The organism is Arsenicicoccus bolidensis DSM 15745, from assembly GCF_000426385.1.
GTDB lineage: Bacteria > Actinomycetota > Actinomycetes > Actinomycetales > Dermatophilaceae > Arsenicicoccus > Arsenicicoccus bolidensis.
Map to the genome: position 1 here is coordinate 19,327 of NZ_AUFG01000037.1, position 18,795 is coordinate 38,121.

Genomic DNA, 18,795 nt, shown 5'->3' on the forward strand with positions numbered 1-18,795 from the left:
TATGCCGTGCCTCACCCATCGGCACGCTGGCCCCCGACGGCGTGGGCCACCGCACGACCCATCAGAGAGGAAGGCCACGACTCATGGCCACGATCGACGAGACCACCCCAGCACCGACCAGACCCTCGTCGAGGGACGACCGAGGGTTCGTCGGGCACCCGAAGGGCCTGGCCTGGCTGTTCCAGGTCGAGTTCTGGGAGCGGTTCTCGTACTACGGGATGAAGGCCATCCTCCTGTACTTCATCATCGCCACAGTCGGCGAGGGCGGCCTGGGGATGGAGAAGTCGACCGGTGAGGCGATCGTCGCGACCTACGGCGCCGCCGTCTACCTGCTGGCCATCCCCGGCGGGCTCGCCGCGGACCGGCTGCTGGGCGCCTGGCGGTCCACGCTCTACGGCGGCATCATCATCATGGTCGGCCACATCTGCCTGGCCCTGCCGACCGTCGCCACCGCGTGGCTCGGCATCTGCCTGGTCGCCATCGGCACCGGGTTCATCAAGCCCAACCTGTCGACCATGGTCGGTGAGCTCTACGACCGCGACGACCCCCGCCGCGACGGCGGCTTCCAGATCTTCTACATGTCGATCAACATCGGCGCCTTCCTGTCCCCCCTCATCGTCGGCTTCCTGCAGGGCCGCTGGGGCTACCACGTCGGCTTCTCCGCCGCGGCCGTCGGCATGGGCTTCGCGATCCTGTCCTTCATCGCCGGCAAGAAGGCCCTGCACGGCATCGGCTCCACCGTCCCCAACCCCCTGACCGGCAAGGACGGCGCCCGCGTCGGCGGCGTCGCCGTCGCCGTGGTGGTGGGCACCGCGGTGCTGTACCTCCTGTTCAACGCCCTCGAGGGCGGCGCGACCACCGCTGCCATCGTCGACACCGTCGCGGCGCTGTCGATCATCGCGGCCGTCGGCTACTTCGTGATGATGTTCCGCAGCCCCAAGGTCGACGCGACCGAGCGCAGCCACCTCGCGGCCTACATCCCGCTGTGGGTCGGCGGGGCGCTGTTCTTCATGATCTTCGAGCAGGCCGCCGTCAAGATGGCGAGCTTCGCCAAGAACAACACCCAGCTCGAGGTCGGCGGCCTCACCGTCAACCCGGCGTGGTACCAGTCGATCAACCCCTTCGCGATCGTCATCCTCGCCCCGATCGTGGGCTGGTTCTTCACCCGTCGCGCCGGCCGCTTCCCGCAGACGCCGGCCAAGTTCGCGCTGTCGGTCGCCCTCATCGGCCTGTCCGCCATGGTGATGGGCTGGGCCTTCGGCACCTGGACCGGCGGCTCCGCGCTGGCACCGTTCTACTTCCTCGGTCTCGTCTTCGTCATGCAGACGGTCGCCGAGCTGTTCCTGTCCCCGGTCGGTCTGTCGGCCACGACGATGCTGGCCCCCAAGGCCTTCGCCAGCCAGGCCATGGCGCTCTGGCTGCTGACCTCGGCCGTCGGCCAGGGCATCGCCGCGCTGCTCATCAAGGGGATGGCCGGCCTGTCCGACGCGGCCTTCTACTTCACCCTCGGCGGCATGACGCTGGCCTGCGCGGTCATCCTGTTCGCGCTCGTGCCGTGGACGCAGCGCAAGATGAAGGACGTCGAGGACATGCGGCGCGAGGCCTCCGACGCGGCGCGCGCAGCCCGGGCGCACTGACGGCGCCCCACCCGCAGCGGCGCTCGCTAGAGTGCCGCCCATGCGCAGACTGACCGAGCGGCAGGAGCACCTGGTCGAGGTGCTCCTGCTGCTCGGTCTGTCCCTGGGCTCCTCCGCGATCTACTCGATCCTGCGGATCATCGAGCGGACGACCCGCGAGGTCGCCCTCAACCAGCAGACCTCTACCCTCAACCAGTCGGTCACCCCCGACCGCCCCTGGCTCGACCTCGCCTACCAGCTGACCGGGATCGCCCTCGGCGTGGTCGCCCCCGCGATGGCGATCTTCCTGCTGCGGCACCGCCGCCCACCCGCCGACCCGCGCATCGGGTGGGACCGGCGTGAGCCGGGCCGCGACGCCGCGCACGGCGCCCTCCTGGCGGCGGGGATCGGCATACCGGGCCTGGGTCTGTATCTCCTCGGCCGCCACCTCGGGATCACCACCGAGGTGGTCGCGGCCGACCTCACCTCGACCTGGTGGACGATCCCGGTCCTCGTGCTGGCGGCGCTGCAGAACTCCGTGCTCGAGGAGGTCGTCGTCGTGGCCTACCTCCTCGGGCGCCTGCGACAGGTCGGTATGCCGGACCGCCTGGCGCTGGTCCTGTCCGCCCTCCTGCGCGGGAGCTATCACCTCTACCAGGGCTTCGGGGCGTTCCTCGGCAACGCGGTGATGGGGCTGATCTTCGGCGCCTACTACCAACGGCGCCGACGCGTGATGCCGCTGGTGGTCGCGCACACGCTGCTCGACGTCGTGGCCTTCGTCGGCTACACGCTCGCCAAGGGGCACCTCGGCTGGCTCTGAGCGGGGGCCGTCCGGGCCGTCTCACGATACGCGCCGGTAGCCGACGCAGCCGTGGCGACATATCACCTGAATGCACTTGAATGGCTACACAACGCAGCATGCGATGGGCCCCTGTGTCACGATTCGCGCCAATTGATCGGTCCAGCAGCTCGACCGACCCGCCGGCAGTCTCTGGGAGGTGCCCCCGTGTCGCAGACCTACGGTCGTCACCGCGGCAGCTCGAGCGACCGCGTGGGCAACATCGCTGCGGCGGTCATCGCCCTCGCCGCGCTCGGCGGCGCCGGGGTCGTGGCGGTGCAGGGGCGCACCGGCCCCGAGGGCGGATCCGGTGGATCCGCCGGCGTCCAGGGACCCGCGGGGACGCGGCAGAGCACCGTCCCCGCCTGCGACGACGCCGCCCCCATCTATGCCTCGCCCGACCTGACGGACGCGCTCGCCCAGGTCGCCGAGGGCTACCGCGCGGCCTCGGGCTCGTCCTGCGCCCCGATCACCGTCACGGCGGTGGCGGGGCCGTCCACGCTCCCCGGACTGCTCGGCGGTGGCCGGGCGGCGTTGTGGCTCGCCCGGTCGGAGGCGGACGTCGCGGCCCTGCCCGCCACGGTCCGGCGCACCGCCCCGCAGGTCGTGGCCAGCACCCCCGTCGTCCTGGCGATGCCCTCCCCGATGGCCGACACCGCCTCCTGGGGCTGGCCCACGCGACCGCTCACCCCCGACGCCTGGCGGGCCTGGATGCTGGGACGGTCGACCTGGGCGCAGACCGGCCACCCGGAGTGGTCGTCCTTCTCGCTCCGGATGGCGGACCCGACCACCAGCCCGACGGCCGCCATCGGCTACGGCGCCATGATCACGCTCGCCAACGGGGTCCCGCTGGCCAAGGCACCGGACTATGCCCAGCCGAGCGACAAGGACCTGGCCGTGATCAAGGTCGAGCACCGCGTGACCTCGCTCGCGAGCGACGACGGTGACGTGCTCCCCGACCGCGACGCCACGTTGTCCGAGGTGACCGCCCAGGCCTCGGCCTACGTCACGACCGAGCGGGCCGTCGCTGCGCACAACGCCACCGACCCAGCTGTGCCGCTGGCCGCCGTACCACTCGCCGGCGGCGCCGCGTCCGTCCCGCTGTCCCTGCTCGGGGTCGGTGCCAGCGACGAGGATGCTCCCGGCGCGGCGTCGGCGCGAGGGTTCCGGGCCTACCTGACCTCCGCGAACGGCCTCACCGCCCTGCGCGCCGCCGGACTGCGTGGGCCCGACGGCGCCGTACCCACCGACCACCCGGCCGGCGTCGCGTATGCCGCTGCCCCCCTCGAGCCCGCCCCCGTGCCGCTCCCCGTGCTGCAGCAGACCGTGCAGGCCTGGCGCGGCATGCACTCCCGCATCTCGTCGATGGTGCTGGTCGACGCCTCAGGATCGATGAACCAGCACTTCGCGGGCGGGGCGACGAGCCGCATCGACCTCGTCCGGGGCCTGGTCGGCAACGTCTACCAGACCGCGTCGCCCCGCGCCCGCTCCGGCGTGTGGTTCTTCCACACCTCCAACGAGCTCGGGACGCCACTGATCGAGCGCGCCACAGACCTGGCCGTCAACGAGAGCGTGGACGGTGGCCGCCGGCACAGCGACGCCGTGGTCGACGCCATGAGCACCGTCACCATCAAGGGCGGGACACCGCTCTACCAGGCCGTCCGCGAGGCCTACGCCTACACCCTCGGCGAGTACGACCCCGGCTACGTCAACCAGCTCGTGGTCCTGTCCGACGGCGCCAACCGCGACACCACCAGCCCCGACACGCTCGGCCAGCTCCTCGCCTACCTCAACGAGGTGAAGGACCCCAAGCGGCCCGTCCGCATCATCTGCCTGGGCTACGGCGCCGAGGCGGACATGGGAGCCCTGCAGGCGATCGCGAGCGCCACCGGCGGCCGCGCGGCCCAGGTCAGCAGCCCCGCCGAGATGAAGGCCGCCGTCAACCTCGCCCTCTTCTCGCTCTGACCCAGCCCTCACCCGCCCAGACGGCCCCTCCAGACGACCCGGACTGAGCCCCCAGCTCACAACGCGCCGCCCACACCCCTCCACGACCCCTCCGGACGACACGGAGTGAGCCCCCAGCTCACATCACGCCGCCCCCACGCCCCGGGCGTCGGGCATGGCGAAGGCCCGGCCCCCGCGTGGGGGACCGGGCCTTGGCCGTGGCTACCTGGTGCCGGACGCTGAGGTCCGACGCGTCAGGTCAGCTGATCAGCGACCGACCTTGCCGTCGTTGTCGCGGTCCAGCTTGTCCTTGATCTTGTCGCCGAGGCCGACCTTGCCGTCGTTGTCGTGGTCGCGGTCGTTGCCGACCCCGCCACGACCGCCGTCGCGGACACCGTCACGAACGCCACCCTCGCGCTCGACCTCGATCTCCTCCTTGCGGACGTCCTCGGTGACGCGCTGCTGCTCGGTCACCTTCTCCTTGCCCAGGGAGATCTGCTCCTTGGCCACGACGTCCTTGTCGACGACGACCTCGTCCTCGCGGAGACGGACCTCGGCGGTCTCGTCGCCACCGATGCGGCCACCCTCACCGTCGCGGATGGGGGTGCGCTCGACGCGGACCTCCTCGTGGGTGACGGGGACCGTGACGGTCTCCTTCTCGGTGCGGACGTGCTTGCGCAGACGGACACGACCGGCCTCGCGCTCGCGGGTGCCGACCTGCAGCTCCTCCTCGGAGCGGGTCATCGTGTTGTCGCCGCGGGTGCGGTCGCGGTCGGCCAGGGGACGGCCCGCGGTGGCGTCGGCGTCGCCGTCAGCACCGTGGTCGTTGCGGCCGGCGGTCGCGTCGGCGTCGCCGTCGGCGCCGTGGTCGTTGCGGCGACCCACACCGGCGACACCAGCGGTGCCATCGGCGCCGTGGTCGTTGCGGCCGGCGGTCGCGTCGGCGTCACCGTCGGCGCCGTGGTCGCCACCGCGGGTGCCGGCAGCGGCGTAGCCCTCGTCGTAGTCGCGACCGTAGTAGCGGTAGAGCTCGCGCTCCTCGTCGGCGTCCAGGTGACGGTCGGCGTCGACGCGGGGGGCGTCCTTGACCTTGTCCTTGGAGAACGGCACGCGGATGGTGTCGCCATCGACCTGCGCGTCGTCGAGCGGGATGAAGGTGTTGGACGTGCCGAACAGGCCGGTGTTGACGGTCACCCAGGACGGGTTGCCGGTGCGGTCGTCGTTGTAGACGTCGCCGACCTTGCCGATCTTGTCGCCGTTGTTGTCGACGACGTGGCCGTTGAGGACCTGCTCGATGTGCTCGTTGGAGAACATGCTGGGGTTCCGCCTTTCGTTGGTTACCAGTTGATGGAAGACATCGTCGCCGTGGGCGACGGTGCCTCGCTGCTCGTAACTTGCCCACGCCCGTCGGACGGCAAACCCCCGAGCCCAAAAAAATCTCGATATGGTCACACCGCGACGTCTGCGCAGGTCAGAGCCCTGCTCGAGGCTGTGCGCGAGTCGGGGCGGGCGGCGCGACGGGCAGCTCGGGCTCGGACACCGCGCAGACGACGGGCCGCAGGTCGAGCCACCACTGGTCCTTGGGCCGACGGTGCTGCATGTCCATCAGCTCGAGCATCCGGGACATCGGCGTGGCCCGCACCCGGCCCTCCACCAGCCCCACCAGCTGCGCCTCGCGACCCCCTCCCGCGAGCTGCTCGGTGAGCAGGTCGACCGCGTGCGCCACGAGCCGCGTCGCCAGCACCCGGTCGAACGGCGAGGGGTCGCCGCCCTGCTGCAGGTGCCCGAGGACCGCCTGGCGCACGTCATACCTCTCCTGCCCCTCCTGGTCGAGGAGACGGGCGAGGAAGTCCGTCGTGTACTGCTCGCTCGCGCGCTCGTTGCGGATGGCGAGGTAGAGGCGGCGTCCGGCGTCGAAGGAGGAGCGCAGGCGGTGAACGTCGTCCTGCAGGTCGTCCAGGGTGATGCCCTCCTCGTGCAGGTAGACGCGCTCGGCACCGCTCGCCAGCCCGCTCATCAGCGCGAGGTAGCCGCAGTAGCGCCCCATCGTCTCGACCACGAAGCAGCGTCGTCGCGCCGAGGCGGACTGCTTGATCCGGTCGACGGCCTCGACGATCGCGTTGAGCGCGGTGTCGGTGCCGACGGCCAGCTCGGACCCCGGCAGGTTGTTGTCGATCGAGGCGGGCACGCACACCACCGGGATGCGGAAGGCCGGGTAGCGGTCTCGCTCCTCCCACAGGCGGTGCGCCGCCTGGTAGCCGTTCCAGCCGCCGACGACCAGCAGCGCGTCCACGCGGGCGGCCTCCAGGCTGCGACCGATGGCATAGAGGTCCTCGATCTCGGGGACCGTGCGGCGGATCCCCAGCTCGGCACCCCCGATGGAGGTCCATCCCTCCACGTCGCCCCAGGTCAGCTCCTCAACCTGGCCGTCGCGCAGGCCGGGGAAGCCGCCGCGCACGCCGAGCATCGTGTGCCCGCGGTCGATCCCGAGGCGCACGGCGGCGCGGGCGGCGGTGTTCATGCCGGGGGCGAGCCCGCCGGCGTGCAGGATCGCGACGCGTCGGGGCGACTCGCCCTCGGCCAGGGCGGGGACCGGCGGCTCCGACATCTCGGTGAAGACCTGGGTCATCTCGGTGAACGACCCTCCCCGCAGCCGCATCGCCTCCGCATAGTCGCCACCGGCGATTGCCGCCGGGACCTCCCGGGTGCGCTCGACGGCCTCCATGAGGGGGACCTTGGCGATGCGGTTGCCCCGTATGCCGACCACGTGGGCCACCGACCCCGGGGTCGCCGCCAGGACCTCCTCGGCCGCCGCGTAGCCCAGCCAGGTCGAGGCCCACCGGTCGAAGGCGCTGGGCCGGCCACCCCGCTGGACGTGCCCGAGGATCGTCACGCGGGTGTCCTCGTCGAGGCGTTGCTCGATCGTGTCGCGCACGTACGCCGCCGTGATGGGGTTGCCCTCGCGGTCCTGGGCGCCCTCGGCCACCACGACGATCGAGTCCCGGCGACCGGCCGCGCGCCCGCGCCGCAGCTCGGCGCACATGCGGTCCTCCCAGCCGTCGGCGGGCGGGTTCTCGGGGATGAGGGCGTAGTCGCAGCCGCCCGCGATGGCGCTCATCAGCGTGAGGTAGCCGCAGTGCCGGCCCATCACCTCGACCACGAAGCTGCGCTGGTGGCTGGCCGCCGTGCTGGCGATGGCGTCGATCGCGTCCACGATCCGGTGCAGGGCGCTGTCGGCGCCGATGGTCATGTCGGTGCCGACGAGGTCGTTGTCGATGGACCCGACGAGGCCCGCGATCATCAGGGCCGGGTGGGCGTCGGCGAGCGCCTGCTCGACCCGCCCCGTCTCGACGAGCTCGGCGAGCAGCCCTGGCCACTCCTGGCGGAACAGGTCCAGGCCGCTCAGCGACCCGTCCCCGCCGATCACGATCAGCCGGTCGATCCCGCGCTCGAGCAGGTTGGCGGCGGCGCGCAGCCGGCCCGAGCGCTCGCGGAAGTCCTTGCTGCGGTAGGTCCCGATCATGGTGCCGCCGCGGTGCAGGACGTTGCCCACGTCGTCCCAGCCGACCTGACGGATGCCCTCGCCGCCGTCGACCATGCCCTGGTAGCCCTCGTAGATCGCGAACACCTCCGCCCCGAGGTGGATGGCGGTGCGCACGGCGCCGCGCACCGCGGCGTTCATGCCCTGCGCGTCACCGCCGCTCGTCAGGACGGCGATCCGCGAGGTGGGGGCGGCGTCGGGATCGGGCACGGTCGGCATGACTTCCTCCGGGTCGGTCAGGACAGGCGAGCGTTCCTCGTCCCCATCCAACCGTGTCCGCCCGGGCGCCGCGCCCCGAGGGGGGTTGATACGGGTTCGTCCGGGCTGGTGAGGCCCACTAACCTGGGTCCCATGGTTGCCCCGATCGACGCCCTGGCCCCGGCCGTGCAGTCCGCCCTCGTCGCCGCGTTCGGCGAGGACGTGCGAGGGGCGGACCCGGTGGTGCGACCCAGCCAGTTCGCCGACGTGCAGGTCAACGCCGCCATGGCCCTGGCCAAGCGGCTCGGTCGCAAGCCGCGCGACGTCGCCGACGCCATCGTGGAGCACCTCGAGACGGGCGACCTCATCGCGTCCGCCGAGGTCAGCGGACCGGGCTTCATCAACGTGACCTTCAGCGACACGTGGATCGCCCAGCAGGTGCAGGCCGCCCAGGCGGACCCGCGGCTCGGCGTGGCCACCCAGCCGGCCGAGATCATCCCCATCGACTACTCCGCGCCCAACGTGGCCAAGGAGATGCACGTCGGCCACCTGCGCACGACGATCATCGGCGACTCGCTCGCCCGCACCCTCGAGCACCTCGGCCACACCGTCATCCGGCAGAACCACGTCGGCGACTGGGGCACCCCCTTCGGGATGCTGGTCGAGCACCTCCTCGAGGTCGGCGAGGACTCCTCCGAGGCGCACGTCGTCGAGACCGACCCCAACGCGTTCTACCAGGCAGCCCGCGCGAAGTTCGACGGGTCCGAGGACTTCGCGACGCGCGCCCGTGCCCGGGTCGTCCGGCTGCAGGCCGGCGACCCCGAGACGCTGCGGCTCTGGGGCAAGCTCTACGACCTGTCCAAGGTCTACTTCAACAGGGTCTACTCCACCCTCGGCGTGACCCTCACCGACGCCGACCTGGCCGGCGAGTCGTCGTACAACGAGGACCTCCCCGGCATCTGCGCCGACCTCGAGGCCAAGGGCATCGCGACCATGGACGACGGCGCGCTCGTCGTCTTCCTCCCCGGCTTCACCGGCCGCGAGGACAAGCCCGTCCCGCTGTTCATCCGCAAGTCCGACGGCGGCTACGGCTACGGCACCACCGACCTGGCGACGGTCAAGCACCGCGTGGAGGACCTGCACGCCGACCGGATCCTGTATGTCGTGGGCGTGACCCAGAGCCTGCACCTGCAGATGGTCTACGAGACCGCGCGGCAGGCGGGCTACCTGCCGAAGGACCCCGCCGAGGTGCAGGTCGAGCACGTCAAGATCGGCTCGGTCCTCGGCGAGGACCGCAAGATCCTCAAGACCCGGTCCGGCGCCCCCCTGCGCCTCATGTACCTCCTCGACGAGGCCGTGCAGCACGCCCGCGCCTACATCGACGAGGCGCGCCCCGAGCTCCCCGAGCAGGAGCGCGCCGACATCGCGCGCATGGTCGGCATCGGGGGCGTGAAGTATGCCGACCTGTCGGTGGCCCACGACTCGGACTACGTCTTCGACCTCGACCGGATGCTCGCGCTCACCGGCAACACCGGCCCCTACCTGCAGTACGCCACGGCCCGGCTGCGGTCCATCCTGCGCAGCGCCGGCGTGGACCCCGAGGCGCAGGACGCCCCCGTGCTCGTCACCGAGCCCGCCGAGCGCGAGCTGGCCCTCAAGCTCCTCGACCTCGACGGCGTCCTGGCGCAGGTCGGCGCGATCTACGAGCCGCACCGCCTGTGCACCTACCTCTTCGAGCTGGCCCAGACCTTCTCCTCGTTCTACGAGGCGTGCCCGGTGCTCAAGGCGGACGACGAGCAGACCCGGGCGTCGCGCCTGACGCTGTGCGCCCTCACGCTCCGCACCCTCGTGCAGGGCCTGGACCTGCTCGGCGTGGAGGCTCCCGAGCGCATGTGACCGACCCCACGTGGGGCGGGCTCTCGGCATACGGCCCAGTCCCCCGCAGGGGGTCGGGTGAGGTTAGCCTGTGTGCCATGGCTCACAAGCGCCCCCACGTGGTGATCATCGGATCCGGATTCGGCGGGCTCTTCGCCGCCCAGGAGCTCAAGGACGCCGACGTCGACGTGACGATCGTCGGCAAGACCGTCTACCACCTGTTCCAGCCCCTGCTTTACCAGGTCGCGACCGGCATCCTCAGCCCTGGCGAGATCGCTCCCAGCACGCGCGAGGTGCTCAAGGGCCAGCGCAACGCCAAGGTCATCATGAGCGAGGTCACCAGCATCGACGTCGACGCCCGCACGGTGACGGCCGAGGCGCTGCAGCACGAGACGACCCTGCACTACGACTACCTGATCGTGGCCGCCGGCGCCGGCCAGTCCTACTTCGGCAACGACCACTTCGCGGTCTACGCCCCCGGGATGAAGACCATCGACGACGCCCTCGAGCTGCGCGCCCGCATCTTCGGCGCCTTCGAGGTCGCCGAGCTGTCCGAGGACCCGGCCGAGCGCGAGCGGCTGATGACCTTCGTGGTCGTCGGGGCCGGACCCACCGGCGTCGAGATGGCCGGGCAGATCAAGGATCTCGCGACCAACACCCTCAAGGGCAACTTCCGCTCCATCGACTCCACGCAGGCCCGCGTGATCCTCATCGACGGGGCCCCTGCCGTCCTCGGGGCGTTCGGCGACAAGCTGTCCAGCCGCGCCAAGGCCGAGCTCGAGCGCATCGGCGTGGAGGTCATCCTCGACGCCCTGGTCACCGACGTGAACTCGGAGTCCGTGACCTACAAGCGCAAGGACGGCTCGACCGAGCGCATCGGCGCCGTCTGCAAGGTGTGGGCCGCCGGCGTCCAGGCCAGCCCCCTCGGAGCCACCCTCGGCAAGCAGACCGGCGCCGAGGTGGACCGGGCCGGCCGCATCTCGGTCAACCCCGACCTGACGCTGCCCGGGCACCCCGAGATCTTCGTCGTCGGCGACATGATGAGCCTCGACAAGCTGCCCGGCGTCGCGCAGGTCGCGATCCAGGGTGGTCAGCACGCCGCCCGCGCGGTCGCCTCCGACCTGGCCGGCGCTCGCGACACCTCGCCGTTCCAGTACAAGGACCGCGGGTCGATGGCCGTGATCAGCAAGTTCGGCGCCATCGCGAGCATCGGCAAGATCAAGCTGACGGGCTTCCCGGCGTGGCTGGCCTGGCTGTTCGTGCACCTCATCAACATCGTGGGCTTCAAGCACCGGGTGACGACGCTGATGCACTGGGCCATCGCGTTCCTGTCGACCGGGCGCGCCGAGCGCACGACCACGCGACAGCAGCTCGTCGGACGCCTCGCGGTGAGCCAGCTCGGCAGCCAGTTCCAGCCGACGATCGGCGGCGTTCGCCTGCCCCTCGAGCAGCCCTACGACCCCGAGGCCGCCGACCGCCGCACCCGCTGACCCGCCCCCGGCCGAGGCATCGACCGGCCTTCGTCCCCCAGGCGGGTGTGACGGAGGCCGGTCGATCTGTCTGCGGCGGCTCCGCCGGGCCCCGCCGGGCGCAACGGGTGGACTCCGCCACCGTCATCGGTGGTCGAACCCACCCGTTCCTGTGCGGGGGTCGCGGACGGAGGACCGTGGTCAGACGGGGCGCTCGGCGCCGCGGCGCTCCTCGAGGTGCTTCATGGCGGGGGTCGCCAGCACGCCGTGCACCATCACGCTCACCACGATCGCAAAGGTCACCGTCGCCCACAGCGTCTTCTGCTCCGGCCACTCGTGCTGAGCCGTCGCGAAGGCCATGTAGAACACGGAGCCGATGCCGCGGACGCCGAACATCGCGGTCACGACCTTCTCGCGCGAGCCCAGCTGCTTGGTGCCGATCAGCGAGACCCAGCCGCACAGGGGGCGGATGACGAGCACGAGGGCGACGCCGACGAGCATGCCCTGCCAGCTCAGCGCCGACAGCTGCCCCGACGACAGGGAGGCGCCGAGGAGCAGGAGGATCAGCAGCGTCAGCACGGACTCGACGTGCTCGATGGCGTCGTGGAGCCGGCCGTGGTACTCGTGGCCGCGCTCGGCGGCCCGCAGCGTCACCGCGCAGACGAACACGGCGAGGAAGCCGTAGCCGTGCAGGACCTCGGCCAGTCCGTAGACGGTGGCGACCAGCGCCAGCCCGAGCATCGGCTCACCGACGTCCGCGAGGCGCAGGTTGTCCCACTGCGCGCGGAACACCACCTTGCCGAAGGCCCAGCCACCCACCAGCCCGACGAGCGCGCCGATCACGATCTTGCCGACCAGCTCCATGCCGAGCCAGTGCCAGCCCCACTCGGAGATCGGCCCCGACGTGGCGAGATACAGCGCCAGCCACACGAACGGGAAGGCCAGGGCGTCGTTGAGACCGGCCTCGGACGTGAGGGCGAAGCGCACCTCGTCGTCCTCCTCCTCAGGGCTCTCCTCCTCGCCGCTCACGCTGGGCCCGGCGACCTGCACGTCCGAGGCGAGCACGGGATCGGTCGGCGCCAGCACCGCCCCGAGCAGGATCGCGGCGGCCGGCGACAGGGCGAGCGCCCACCAGCCGAGCAGGGCGACCGCCGCGATGCACAGCGGCATGGCGATCCCGAGCAGCCGCCACGTGGGTCGCCACGCGCGCCACGCGAACGGCCGGTCGATCGCCAGGCCGACGCCCATGAGGGAGACGAGGACGCAGACCTCGGCGACGTGCTGGGTGATGGTCTGCTGGAAGACGGGCGCGATCGGCTCGTCGCCGGGCAGGAACCAGCCGACGGCGATGCCGACGAACAGCACCACCATCGGGGCGGAGATGGCACGCTCGCGCAGGAGCCTCGGCAGGAAGGCGCCGAGCAGCAGGCCGATCCCCGCGACGAGATAGACGACCCCGGTGACCACCTCAGCCGCGCCAGGTCAGCGCGGGCAGGCCGGACACACCAGGCCGTATGGCGCACACCCCGCCGGCCAGGGGGTCGTCGCCATCGTCGAGGCCCTCTCTGGAGGTGGTGATGTAGAGGGTGCCGAGGTCGTCGCCGCCGAAGGTGCAGGCGGTGACCTGCCGGGCGGGGACCTGCACGACCTCGTCGAGCCGTCCCTGCGGGGTGTAGCGGCGCACCTCGCCGGCGCCGTTCATCGCCATCCAGACCCCACCCTCGGCGTCGACGGTGAGCCCGTCGGGGCTACCGTCCGGACCGAGGTCCACGAGCGTGCGGGGGGCCTCGATGGCGGCGGTCCCGTCATACGGGAAGGAGATGACCTGGTGGGTGGCGGTGTCGGCGTAGTAGCCGGTCGCGCCGTCCGGGCTCCAGACGATGCCGTTGGAGACGGTGACGGGGTCGAGGGCCACGTGCGCGGACAGCTCCTCGTCCATGACGTAGAGGGTGGCGGCGTCGGGCTGCTGGTCGTAGGCCATCGACCCGACCCAGAACCGGCCGTCCGGGTCGCAGCCGCCCTCGTTGAGCCGGATGCCGTCGGGCACGAAGGTCGGGCCGACCGTGAGCTCGGTCAGGTCGTCGCGCCGGGTGCTGGCGACGGCCCGCTCGAGCGCCAGGACCGCGCCACCGCCCTCGCGCGGGCGCAGGCAGGCGACGACGGTGCCGACGTGGGTGCGGGTGGGCTCACCGTCGGGCCGCAGGGTCATGACGTCGCCGGCGAGCATGTCCACCCACCGCAGCCCCCACGAGGGCCACCAGACCGGCCCCTCGGCGTGGTAGCAGATGGGATCGGTCACGGGGTCGGCGCGCATGGGCCTCACCCTAGGCGAGCGCGTGCGGGCTGCGGGTCCTACGCTGGCGAGATGGTTGACCAGATCGCTGACAGCACGGCTGGCGAGGGGCACGAGCTGGCTGCGGAGGCCGCCGTCGCGCGGGCGCGGGAGCTCGCGGCGCGGCCCGGGCGCCGGGTCCTCGGCATCACCGGGGCCCCGGCCGCCGGCAAGTCGACGCTCGCGGAGCTGGTGGCGCAGGCCGTGCCGGGCGCCGTGGTGGTGGGGATGGACGGCTTCCACCTCGCGCACAGCGTGCTCGAGGCCCGCGGCGACGTCGCTGACAAGGGCGCACCGTGGACCTTCGACGCCGAGGGGTATGTCGCACTGCTGCGTCGCCTGGTCGCGGAGCCCCCGGTCGCGGTGTGGGCGCCGGAGTTCCGCCGCTCGGTGGAGGACGCGGTCGCGGGCGCCGTGCTGGTCCCGCCGGACTGCCCGTTGGTCGTGACGGAGGGCAACTACCTGCTGCTGCAAGAGGATCCGTGGACCGCCGTGCACGCGCTCTGCGACGAGGTGTGGTTCGTCGACGTGCCGGAGCGGCTGCGCGTCGAGCGGCTCGTCCACCGGCACGTGCAGTTCGGTCGGACCCGCGACGCGGCGCTGACCCGCGGGACGGAGGGCGTGGACGCCGCCAACGCGCGGCTGGTCGCGGCGACGCGCGAGCGGGCGGACGTGGTCGTGGTGCTCGAGTGAGTGGTGGGGCGGGTCCACGCGTCGTCTGCGTGGGGCTGACGACGCTCGACGTCGTGCAACGCGTCAGCGAGCCGGTCGTCCTGGGCGGCAAGTCCCGCTCGGACGCGGTCGAGCTCGTGGCCGGGGGTCCGGCGGCCAACGCCGCGGTGACGGCAGCGGCGTTGCTGCCCCCTGGTGCTGTGACCCTGATCAGCGCGGTCGGGAGAGGCGTGGCAGCCGACGTGGTGCGGGCGGACCTCACGGCGTGCGGGGTGCGCCTCGTCGACCTGGTGGCGCCGGGTCATGGTGGGGCGGGCGGTGCGGCGCGTGGTCCGGCTCGTGGTCCGGCCCGGGGCGGGGTCGCCGGTCGGGACGGTGGCGCCTGGGCGCTTCCGGTGGCCACCTGCGTCGTCCACGCCGACGGGGAGCGGACGGTCGTCTCGCCGGGCGCGCAGAGTTCCACGTGGAACCTCTCCGACGAGGCGCGCGACGAGATCGCCCGCGCCGCAGGCGTGCTCGTCGACGGGCACCACCCGGTGGCCGGCGAGGCCGCGTTGCACCTGGCCCGGGCCGGACGCGTGACGACGGTGCTGGACGCGGGCAGCGTCAAGGCCCACGTCGAGGGCTGGCTGCGGCTGGTGGACGTGGCGGCGGCCTCCTCGGCATACGGCCGTCAGCTGGGACTGGACCCGTCCGACACCCTGGACCACCTGCTCGAGGCGGGCTGCGGCACCGCGCTGGTCACCGACGGGCCACGAGACGTGCGCTGGCGGTCCGCGCGAGGAGGGAGCGATGGTGCGGTGACGCCGCCCGCGGTCACGGCCGCCGACTCCCTCGGGGCGGGGGACGCGTTCCACGGGGCGCTGGTGGCGGCGCTGGCGCAGGGGCAGGCGCTGCCCGGCGCGGTCGGGCCGGCCTGCCGGGTGGCAGCGGTCCGGGTGTCGCACGCGTCGTCCCGAGGCTGGCTCGCCGACATCCCGACAGCGCTGGGACCACGCCCCTGAGCAGACCTGCCGGCGGCGGGATCATCAGCCTGGGGAACGACGGCCGGTCGATGTGACCGCCGCCGGTAGGTTGGGGAGGACGTCCCGACCAACGAAGGAGCAGCCATGTTCACCGGCATCGTGGAGGAGCTCGGCTCCGTGGAGTCCGTCGAGCTCGGCGCGGACAGCGCCGTCCTGACGGTGCGCGGCCCCCTGGTCGTGAGCGACGCGACGCACGGCGCCTCGATCGCGGTCAACGGGGTGTGCCTGACCGTGGTGGCGCACGACGAGGCGACCTTCAGCGTGGACGTGATGCGTGAGACCCTCGACCGCTCGAGCCTCGGTGCGCTGCAGGCGGGTTCGCCCGTCAACCTCGAGCGCGCGATGCCCGCCGGGGGCAGGTTCGGGGGGCACGTGGTGCAGGGTCACGTCGACGGGGCGGCCACGATCGTGCGCCGCGAGCCCGGGGACCGCTGGGAGGTCGTGACCTTCTCGCTGCCGCCGGAGCTGTCGCGCTATGTCGTCGAGAAGGGGTCGATCACGGTCGACGGCATCTCCCTCACGGTGAGCGCGGTGGACGACGCGACCTTCGCGGTGTCGCTGATCCCGACGACGCTCGAGCTGACCACCCTGGGCCGCAAGCAGGTCGGGGACCTCGTCAACCTCGAGGTGGACGTGATCGCCAAGTACGTCGAGCGCCTCATGACCCGCTAGCCGCTCGCCGCTACCTACGCGCCGCTCGCCACTCCCCGCTCGCCAACAGCCGCTAGCCCTCCTCGGCCAGCGTCGACGCGTTGAACCGCACGGCCTGAGCCCCCACGATGGCCGCCTCGAGGCGCATCCGCAGCAGGGCCGTGTCGTTGGACGACAGCGCCCGCCACTCCGGCGCATCCCGGTGCGGACCCACGGCGCTGAGGTGCCGCCACAGCTCGGTCGCGGACGCGAGCGCGGCGTCGACCCGGGCAGGAGCGGGTGCCGGCCCCTCGTCCGCCCATCGCTGGCGCGGGCCGAGCGCCTGCTGCAGACCCGCGATCCGGGCGCGGACCTGGCCGGGCACCGTGCACGCGAGGTCCTCGTCGTAGAAGCCCGCACCCTCCGACCGCGCGTGGTCGAACCCCTGGGCGAGCGCCTCGGCGTCGCGCTGGTCGTCGGCGTCCGGCACGACCAGCCCGCGGCGGGCGAGCTCGACCGCGATCAGCCGGTCCTGGTGGTCGTAGACGCTGCTGACCTCCGCCCCGTCCTCGCCCTGGCGGGGCGCACCACGTCCGTCGAGGATCCACCCACGGGTGCCCGGCGCGTGCCGCAGCGTGACCGGTGACCCCGTGGGCGCCAGCTGCTCGAGCGCCTCGTGGGCCTCGTCCGCCAGGCACTGGACCCCACCATCAGACGCCCGGCGGGGTGCCTCGACCCCGGCGAGGCGCACCAACCGCCGGTTGCGCATCGTCGTCACGTCGAGGACGTCTCCGCTCTGGGCGCCCACCACCCGCAACCGCTCACCGTCCGGTGAACTGGTGATCCCTCCGCTGACCAGGCCGTATGCCGTCGCCGACGCCAGGCCTACGCCTGCGAGGACCGCGAGGACCCGCAGGCCCCATCGACGTCGGCGGCCGGGCCTGGTCATCTGGTCCCTCCATGGTGCGGGTCGGGGACGGGGTCAGACCTGGCGGACGGCCTCGAACGGCGCCCGCGACGGCATCCGGTGCAGGATCGCCTGACGGACGAACTCCTTTGCGGTGCGGGCGGCGTCGAGGGGCGACGCGCCCTTGGCCAGCTCGGCGGTGACGGCGGCGGCGAGGGTGCAGCCGGCGCCGCTGACGGCCAGGTCGCCGATCTTGGGCGCCCTCAGCACCTCGAGAGTGGTGCCGTCGTAGAACACGTCGATGGCGTCGGGCCCCGTGAGCCGGACGCCGCCCTTGGCGAGGACGACGGCGCCGGAGCGCTCGTGGATGGCGCGGGCGGCGGCGACGAGGTCGTCCTCGCTCTCGATGGAGTCCATCCCGGACAGGGCCATCGACTCGAAGTGGTTGGGCGTCACGAAGGTCGCCAGCGGCAGCACCTGCTCCTTGAGCGCGGTGTCGGTGTCGAGCGCCGCGCCGGGCTCCTGCCCCTTGCAGATGAGCACCGGGTCGAGGACCAGGTTGCGGGGCCGCGCCTCGCGCAGGACGCCGGCGACGGTCTCGATCGTGGCCGGCGTGCCCAGCATGCCCACCTTGATGGTGTCGATGTCGTATGCCGCCAGCTCGGCCTCCAGCTGGTCGGCGATCACGCCCGGGTCCACCGGCACGAACCGGTGCCCCCAGTCGGCCTTGGGGTCGAAGGACACGATGCACGTGAGGGCAGCGATGCCGAAGGTGCCGAGCGCCTGGAAGGTCTTGAGGTCGGCCTGGGCTCCAGCGCCGCCGGTCGCCTCGGACCCGGCGATGGTCAGCGCGATGGGAGCGGCCTCGGCCGCGGCGACAGCGTTAGGTGTGGTCATGCCCACAGTTTCTCACCGACCGGCGCCGGTGCGGGAGCTCAGCTCGCGTCGGCCTCGAAGCCGTTCTCGTGCTCCGGGTCGCCCGCGATCTCGACCAGCCGGGCGCGCAGCCCTCGGTCGAGGTCGTGCCAGCGCATCCCGCGCACCGCACCCTCGAGAGCCTGCAGGGACGTGGCGTCGTCGAACAGGCCCTGCTCGCGCATGTCACGCCACACGGCCTCCGACCCCCGCTCCCGCAGGGTCTCGGCGTCGACGACCCCCACGGCCCGCAGCGCCGCGGCCAGCTTGGGACCGATGTTGGGCAGCGCCTCCACGCGCGTTCGGCTCCCGCTCACCATGTCCCCCATCGTCCACGTGATTACTCTCAGCAGTCACAGCCCGCATCTTTGACCTGCACGGATGCGACTGACGTCGTAACTAAAGTATCACTCTCCGTGACCTATCGCCGGGTCGCCGCGCCCATCCGGAGCTGTCACCCGGCCGTTGGTCACCAGTGACGCCTCGCCGCCCGGCCATTGGTCACCAGTGACGCCCCACCCTCGCCATTGGTCACCAGTGACGCCTCGCCGCCCGGCCATTGGTCACCAGTGACGCCCCGCCGCCCGGCCATTGGTCACCAGTGACGCCCCGCCGCCCGGCCATTGGTCACCAGTGACGCCTCGCCGCCCCTTTGGAACGATCCACAACACCAGGGGTGACCAATGGCGGGAGGCCCGAGGACGCGTCGGACGGCAGCCGACGACACCTCCCCGTGCCCCGCCCCCGAGCCGGCGGCGTCAGCGTCAGAGAACGAATCGCCCGGGACGGTGCATTTGCGGACATTCGCGGCGCGAATACTACGCACCGTGTTC

The 18,795-nt window shown here is 72.2% G+C and carries 15 protein-coding genes; 8 read left to right on the forward strand and 7 right to left on the reverse strand.

The annotated features are described in order from the left end of the window. The first annotated feature begins 83 nt into the window (after positions 1-83). The 3 genes from K313_RS0115905 to K313_RS0115915 all read left to right on the forward strand — a co-directional run bounded on the left by K313_RS0115905 (position 84) and on the right by K313_RS0115915 (position 4,419). Complete coding sequence (locus tag K313_RS0115905) at positions 84-1,637, forward strand: peptide MFS transporter (protein WP_029212448.1); 1,554 nt, start codon at positions 84-86, stop codon at positions 1,635-1,637. Between the two features lie 40 nt (positions 1,638-1,677). Beyond that, complete coding sequence (locus K313_RS0115910; protein ID WP_029212449.1) at positions 1,678-2,436, forward strand: CPBP family intramembrane glutamic endopeptidase; 759 nt, start codon at positions 1,678-1,680, stop codon at positions 2,434-2,436. A 186-nt stretch (positions 2,437-2,622) separates the two neighbouring features. Continuing rightward, on the forward strand, positions 2,623-4,419 hold the full coding sequence (locus K313_RS0115915; RefSeq protein WP_029212450.1) for a vWA domain-containing protein: 1,797 nt from the start codon (positions 2,623-2,625) through the stop codon (positions 4,417-4,419). 246 nt (positions 4,420-4,665) lie between these two features. Here K313_RS0115915 and K313_RS0115920 read toward each other — a convergent pair whose 3' ends face one another. Together K313_RS0115920 and K313_RS0115925 are read right to left on the reverse strand one after the other, a co-directional pair. After that, on the reverse strand, positions 4,666-5,712 hold the full coding sequence (locus tag K313_RS0115920) for a DUF2382 domain-containing protein (RefSeq protein WP_029212451.1): 1,047 nt from the start codon (positions 5,710-5,712) through the stop codon (positions 4,666-4,668). A gap of 157 nt (positions 5,713-5,869) precedes the next feature. After that, on the reverse strand, positions 5,870-8,158 hold the full coding sequence (locus K313_RS0115925; protein ID WP_029212452.1) for a 6-phosphofructokinase: 2,289 nt from the start codon (positions 8,156-8,158) through the stop codon (positions 5,870-5,872). Between the two features lie 132 nt (positions 8,159-8,290). Here K313_RS0115925 and argS point away from each other — a divergent pair, with 132 nt between their 5' ends. Both argS and K313_RS0115935 read left to right on the forward strand, forming a co-directional pair. Continuing rightward, the gene (argS, locus tag K313_RS0115930; RefSeq protein ID WP_029212453.1) at positions 8,291-10,033 is read left to right on the forward strand and encodes an arginine--tRNA ligase; all 1,743 of its coding nucleotides are present in this window, start codon (positions 8,291-8,293) and stop codon (positions 10,031-10,033) included. Between the two features lie 77 nt (positions 10,034-10,110). Further along, positions 10,111-11,502 carry an NAD(P)/FAD-dependent oxidoreductase gene (locus tag K313_RS0115935; RefSeq protein WP_029212454.1) on the forward strand — a complete coding sequence of 464 codons (1,392 nt, stop codon included), beginning with the start codon at positions 10,111-10,113 and terminating at the stop codon, positions 11,500-11,502. A gap of 180 nt (positions 11,503-11,682) precedes the next feature. Here K313_RS0115935 and K313_RS0115940 read toward each other — a convergent pair whose 3' ends face one another. Both K313_RS0115940 and K313_RS0115945 read right to left on the reverse strand, forming a co-directional pair. Beyond that, the gene (locus tag K313_RS0115940; RefSeq protein WP_029212455.1) at positions 11,683-12,948 is read right to left on the reverse strand and encodes a cation:proton antiporter; all 1,266 of its coding nucleotides are present in this window, start codon (positions 12,946-12,948) and stop codon (positions 11,683-11,685) included. Position 12,949: 1 nt separating this feature from the next. Continuing rightward, positions 12,950-13,795, reverse strand: coding sequence for an SMP-30/gluconolactonase/LRE family protein (locus K313_RS0115945; RefSeq protein WP_029212456.1), 846 nt, complete (start codon positions 13,793-13,795; stop codon positions 12,950-12,952). A gap of 51 nt (positions 13,796-13,846) precedes the next feature. Here K313_RS0115945 and K313_RS0115950 point away from each other — a divergent pair, with 51 nt between their 5' ends. The 3 genes from K313_RS0115950 (at position 13,847) to K313_RS21420 (ending at position 16,182) form a co-directional block, all read left to right on the forward strand. Beyond that, on the forward strand, positions 13,847-14,506 hold the full coding sequence (locus K313_RS0115950) for a nucleoside/nucleotide kinase family protein (RefSeq protein WP_084412932.1): 660 nt from the start codon (positions 13,847-13,849) through the stop codon (positions 14,504-14,506). Between the two features lie 29 nt (positions 14,507-14,535). Then, a complete protein-coding gene (locus K313_RS0115955) occupies positions 14,536-15,489 on the forward strand; it encodes a carbohydrate kinase family protein (RefSeq protein WP_051274177.1) in 954 nt (317 codons plus the stop codon). 105 nt (positions 15,490-15,594) lie between these two features. Beyond that, positions 15,595-16,182, forward strand: coding sequence for a riboflavin synthase (locus K313_RS21420; protein ID WP_034253686.1), 588 nt, complete (start codon positions 15,595-15,597; stop codon positions 16,180-16,182). Between the two features lie 52 nt (positions 16,183-16,234). Here the strand turns inward: K313_RS21420 and K313_RS0115965 are convergent, their stop codons facing one another. The 3 genes from K313_RS0115965 to K313_RS21425 are packed head-to-tail and all read right to left on the reverse strand — an operon-like array spanning position 16,235 to position 18,282. Then, positions 16,235-17,089 carry a thermonuclease family protein gene (locus K313_RS0115965; protein WP_156911428.1) on the reverse strand — a complete coding sequence of 285 codons (855 nt, stop codon included), beginning with the start codon at positions 17,087-17,089 and terminating at the stop codon, positions 16,235-16,237. Between the two features lie 33 nt (positions 17,090-17,122). Then, positions 17,123-17,944 (reverse strand): hydroxymethylpyrimidine/phosphomethylpyrimidine kinase, encoded by an 822-nt coding sequence (locus tag K313_RS0115970; protein ID WP_051274178.1) that lies wholly within the window; start codon positions 17,942-17,944, stop codon positions 17,123-17,125. Between the two features lie 38 nt (positions 17,945-17,982). Beyond that, the gene (locus K313_RS21425) at positions 17,983-18,282 is read right to left on the reverse strand and encodes a TfoX/Sxy family DNA transformation protein (RefSeq protein ID WP_169516855.1); all 300 of its coding nucleotides are present in this window, start codon (positions 18,280-18,282) and stop codon (positions 17,983-17,985) included. Positions 18,283-18,795 lie beyond the last annotated feature (513 nt).

Excerpts from the sequence above, each read along its gene's own strand:
- K313_RS0115965 (WP_156911428.1), bottom strand. The coding sequence starts at position 17,089 with ATGACCAGGCCCGGCCGCCGACGTCGATGGGGCCTGCGGGTCCTCGCG.
- K313_RS21420 (WP_034253686.1), top strand. The coding sequence starts at position 15,595 with ATGTTCACCGGCATCGTGGAGGAGCTCGGCTCCGTGGAGTCCGTCGAG.
- K313_RS0115970 (WP_051274178.1), bottom strand. The coding sequence starts at position 17,944 with ATGACCACACCTAACGCTGTCGCCGCGGCCGAGGCCGCTCCCATCGCG.
- K313_RS0115910 (WP_029212449.1), top strand. The coding sequence starts at position 1,678 with ATGCGCAGACTGACCGAGCGGCAGGAGCACCTGGTCGAGGTGCTCCTG.
- K313_RS0115935 (WP_029212454.1), top strand. The coding sequence starts at position 10,111 with ATGGCTCACAAGCGCCCCCACGTGGTGATCATCGGATCCGGATTCGGC.
- K313_RS21425 (WP_169516855.1), bottom strand. The coding sequence starts at position 18,282 with ATGGTGAGCGGGAGCCGAACGCGCGTGGAGGCGCTGCCCAACATCGGT.
- K313_RS0115925 (WP_029212452.1), bottom strand. The coding sequence starts at position 8,158 with ATGCCGACCGTGCCCGATCCCGACGCCGCCCCCACCTCGCGGATCGCC.
- K313_RS0115950 (WP_084412932.1), top strand. The coding sequence starts at position 13,847 with ATGGTTGACCAGATCGCTGACAGCACGGCTGGCGAGGGGCACGAGCTG.
- K313_RS0115945 (WP_029212456.1), bottom strand. The coding sequence starts at position 13,795 with ATGCGCGCCGACCCCGTGACCGATCCCATCTGCTACCACGCCGAGGGG.
- K313_RS0115905 (WP_029212448.1), top strand. The coding sequence starts at position 84 with ATGGCCACGATCGACGAGACCACCCCAGCACCGACCAGACCCTCGTCG.
- argS (WP_029212453.1), top strand. The coding sequence starts at position 8,291 with ATGGTTGCCCCGATCGACGCCCTGGCCCCGGCCGTGCAGTCCGCCCTC.
- K313_RS0115920 (WP_029212451.1), bottom strand. The coding sequence starts at position 5,712 with ATGTTCTCCAACGAGCACATCGAGCAGGTCCTCAACGGCCACGTCGTC.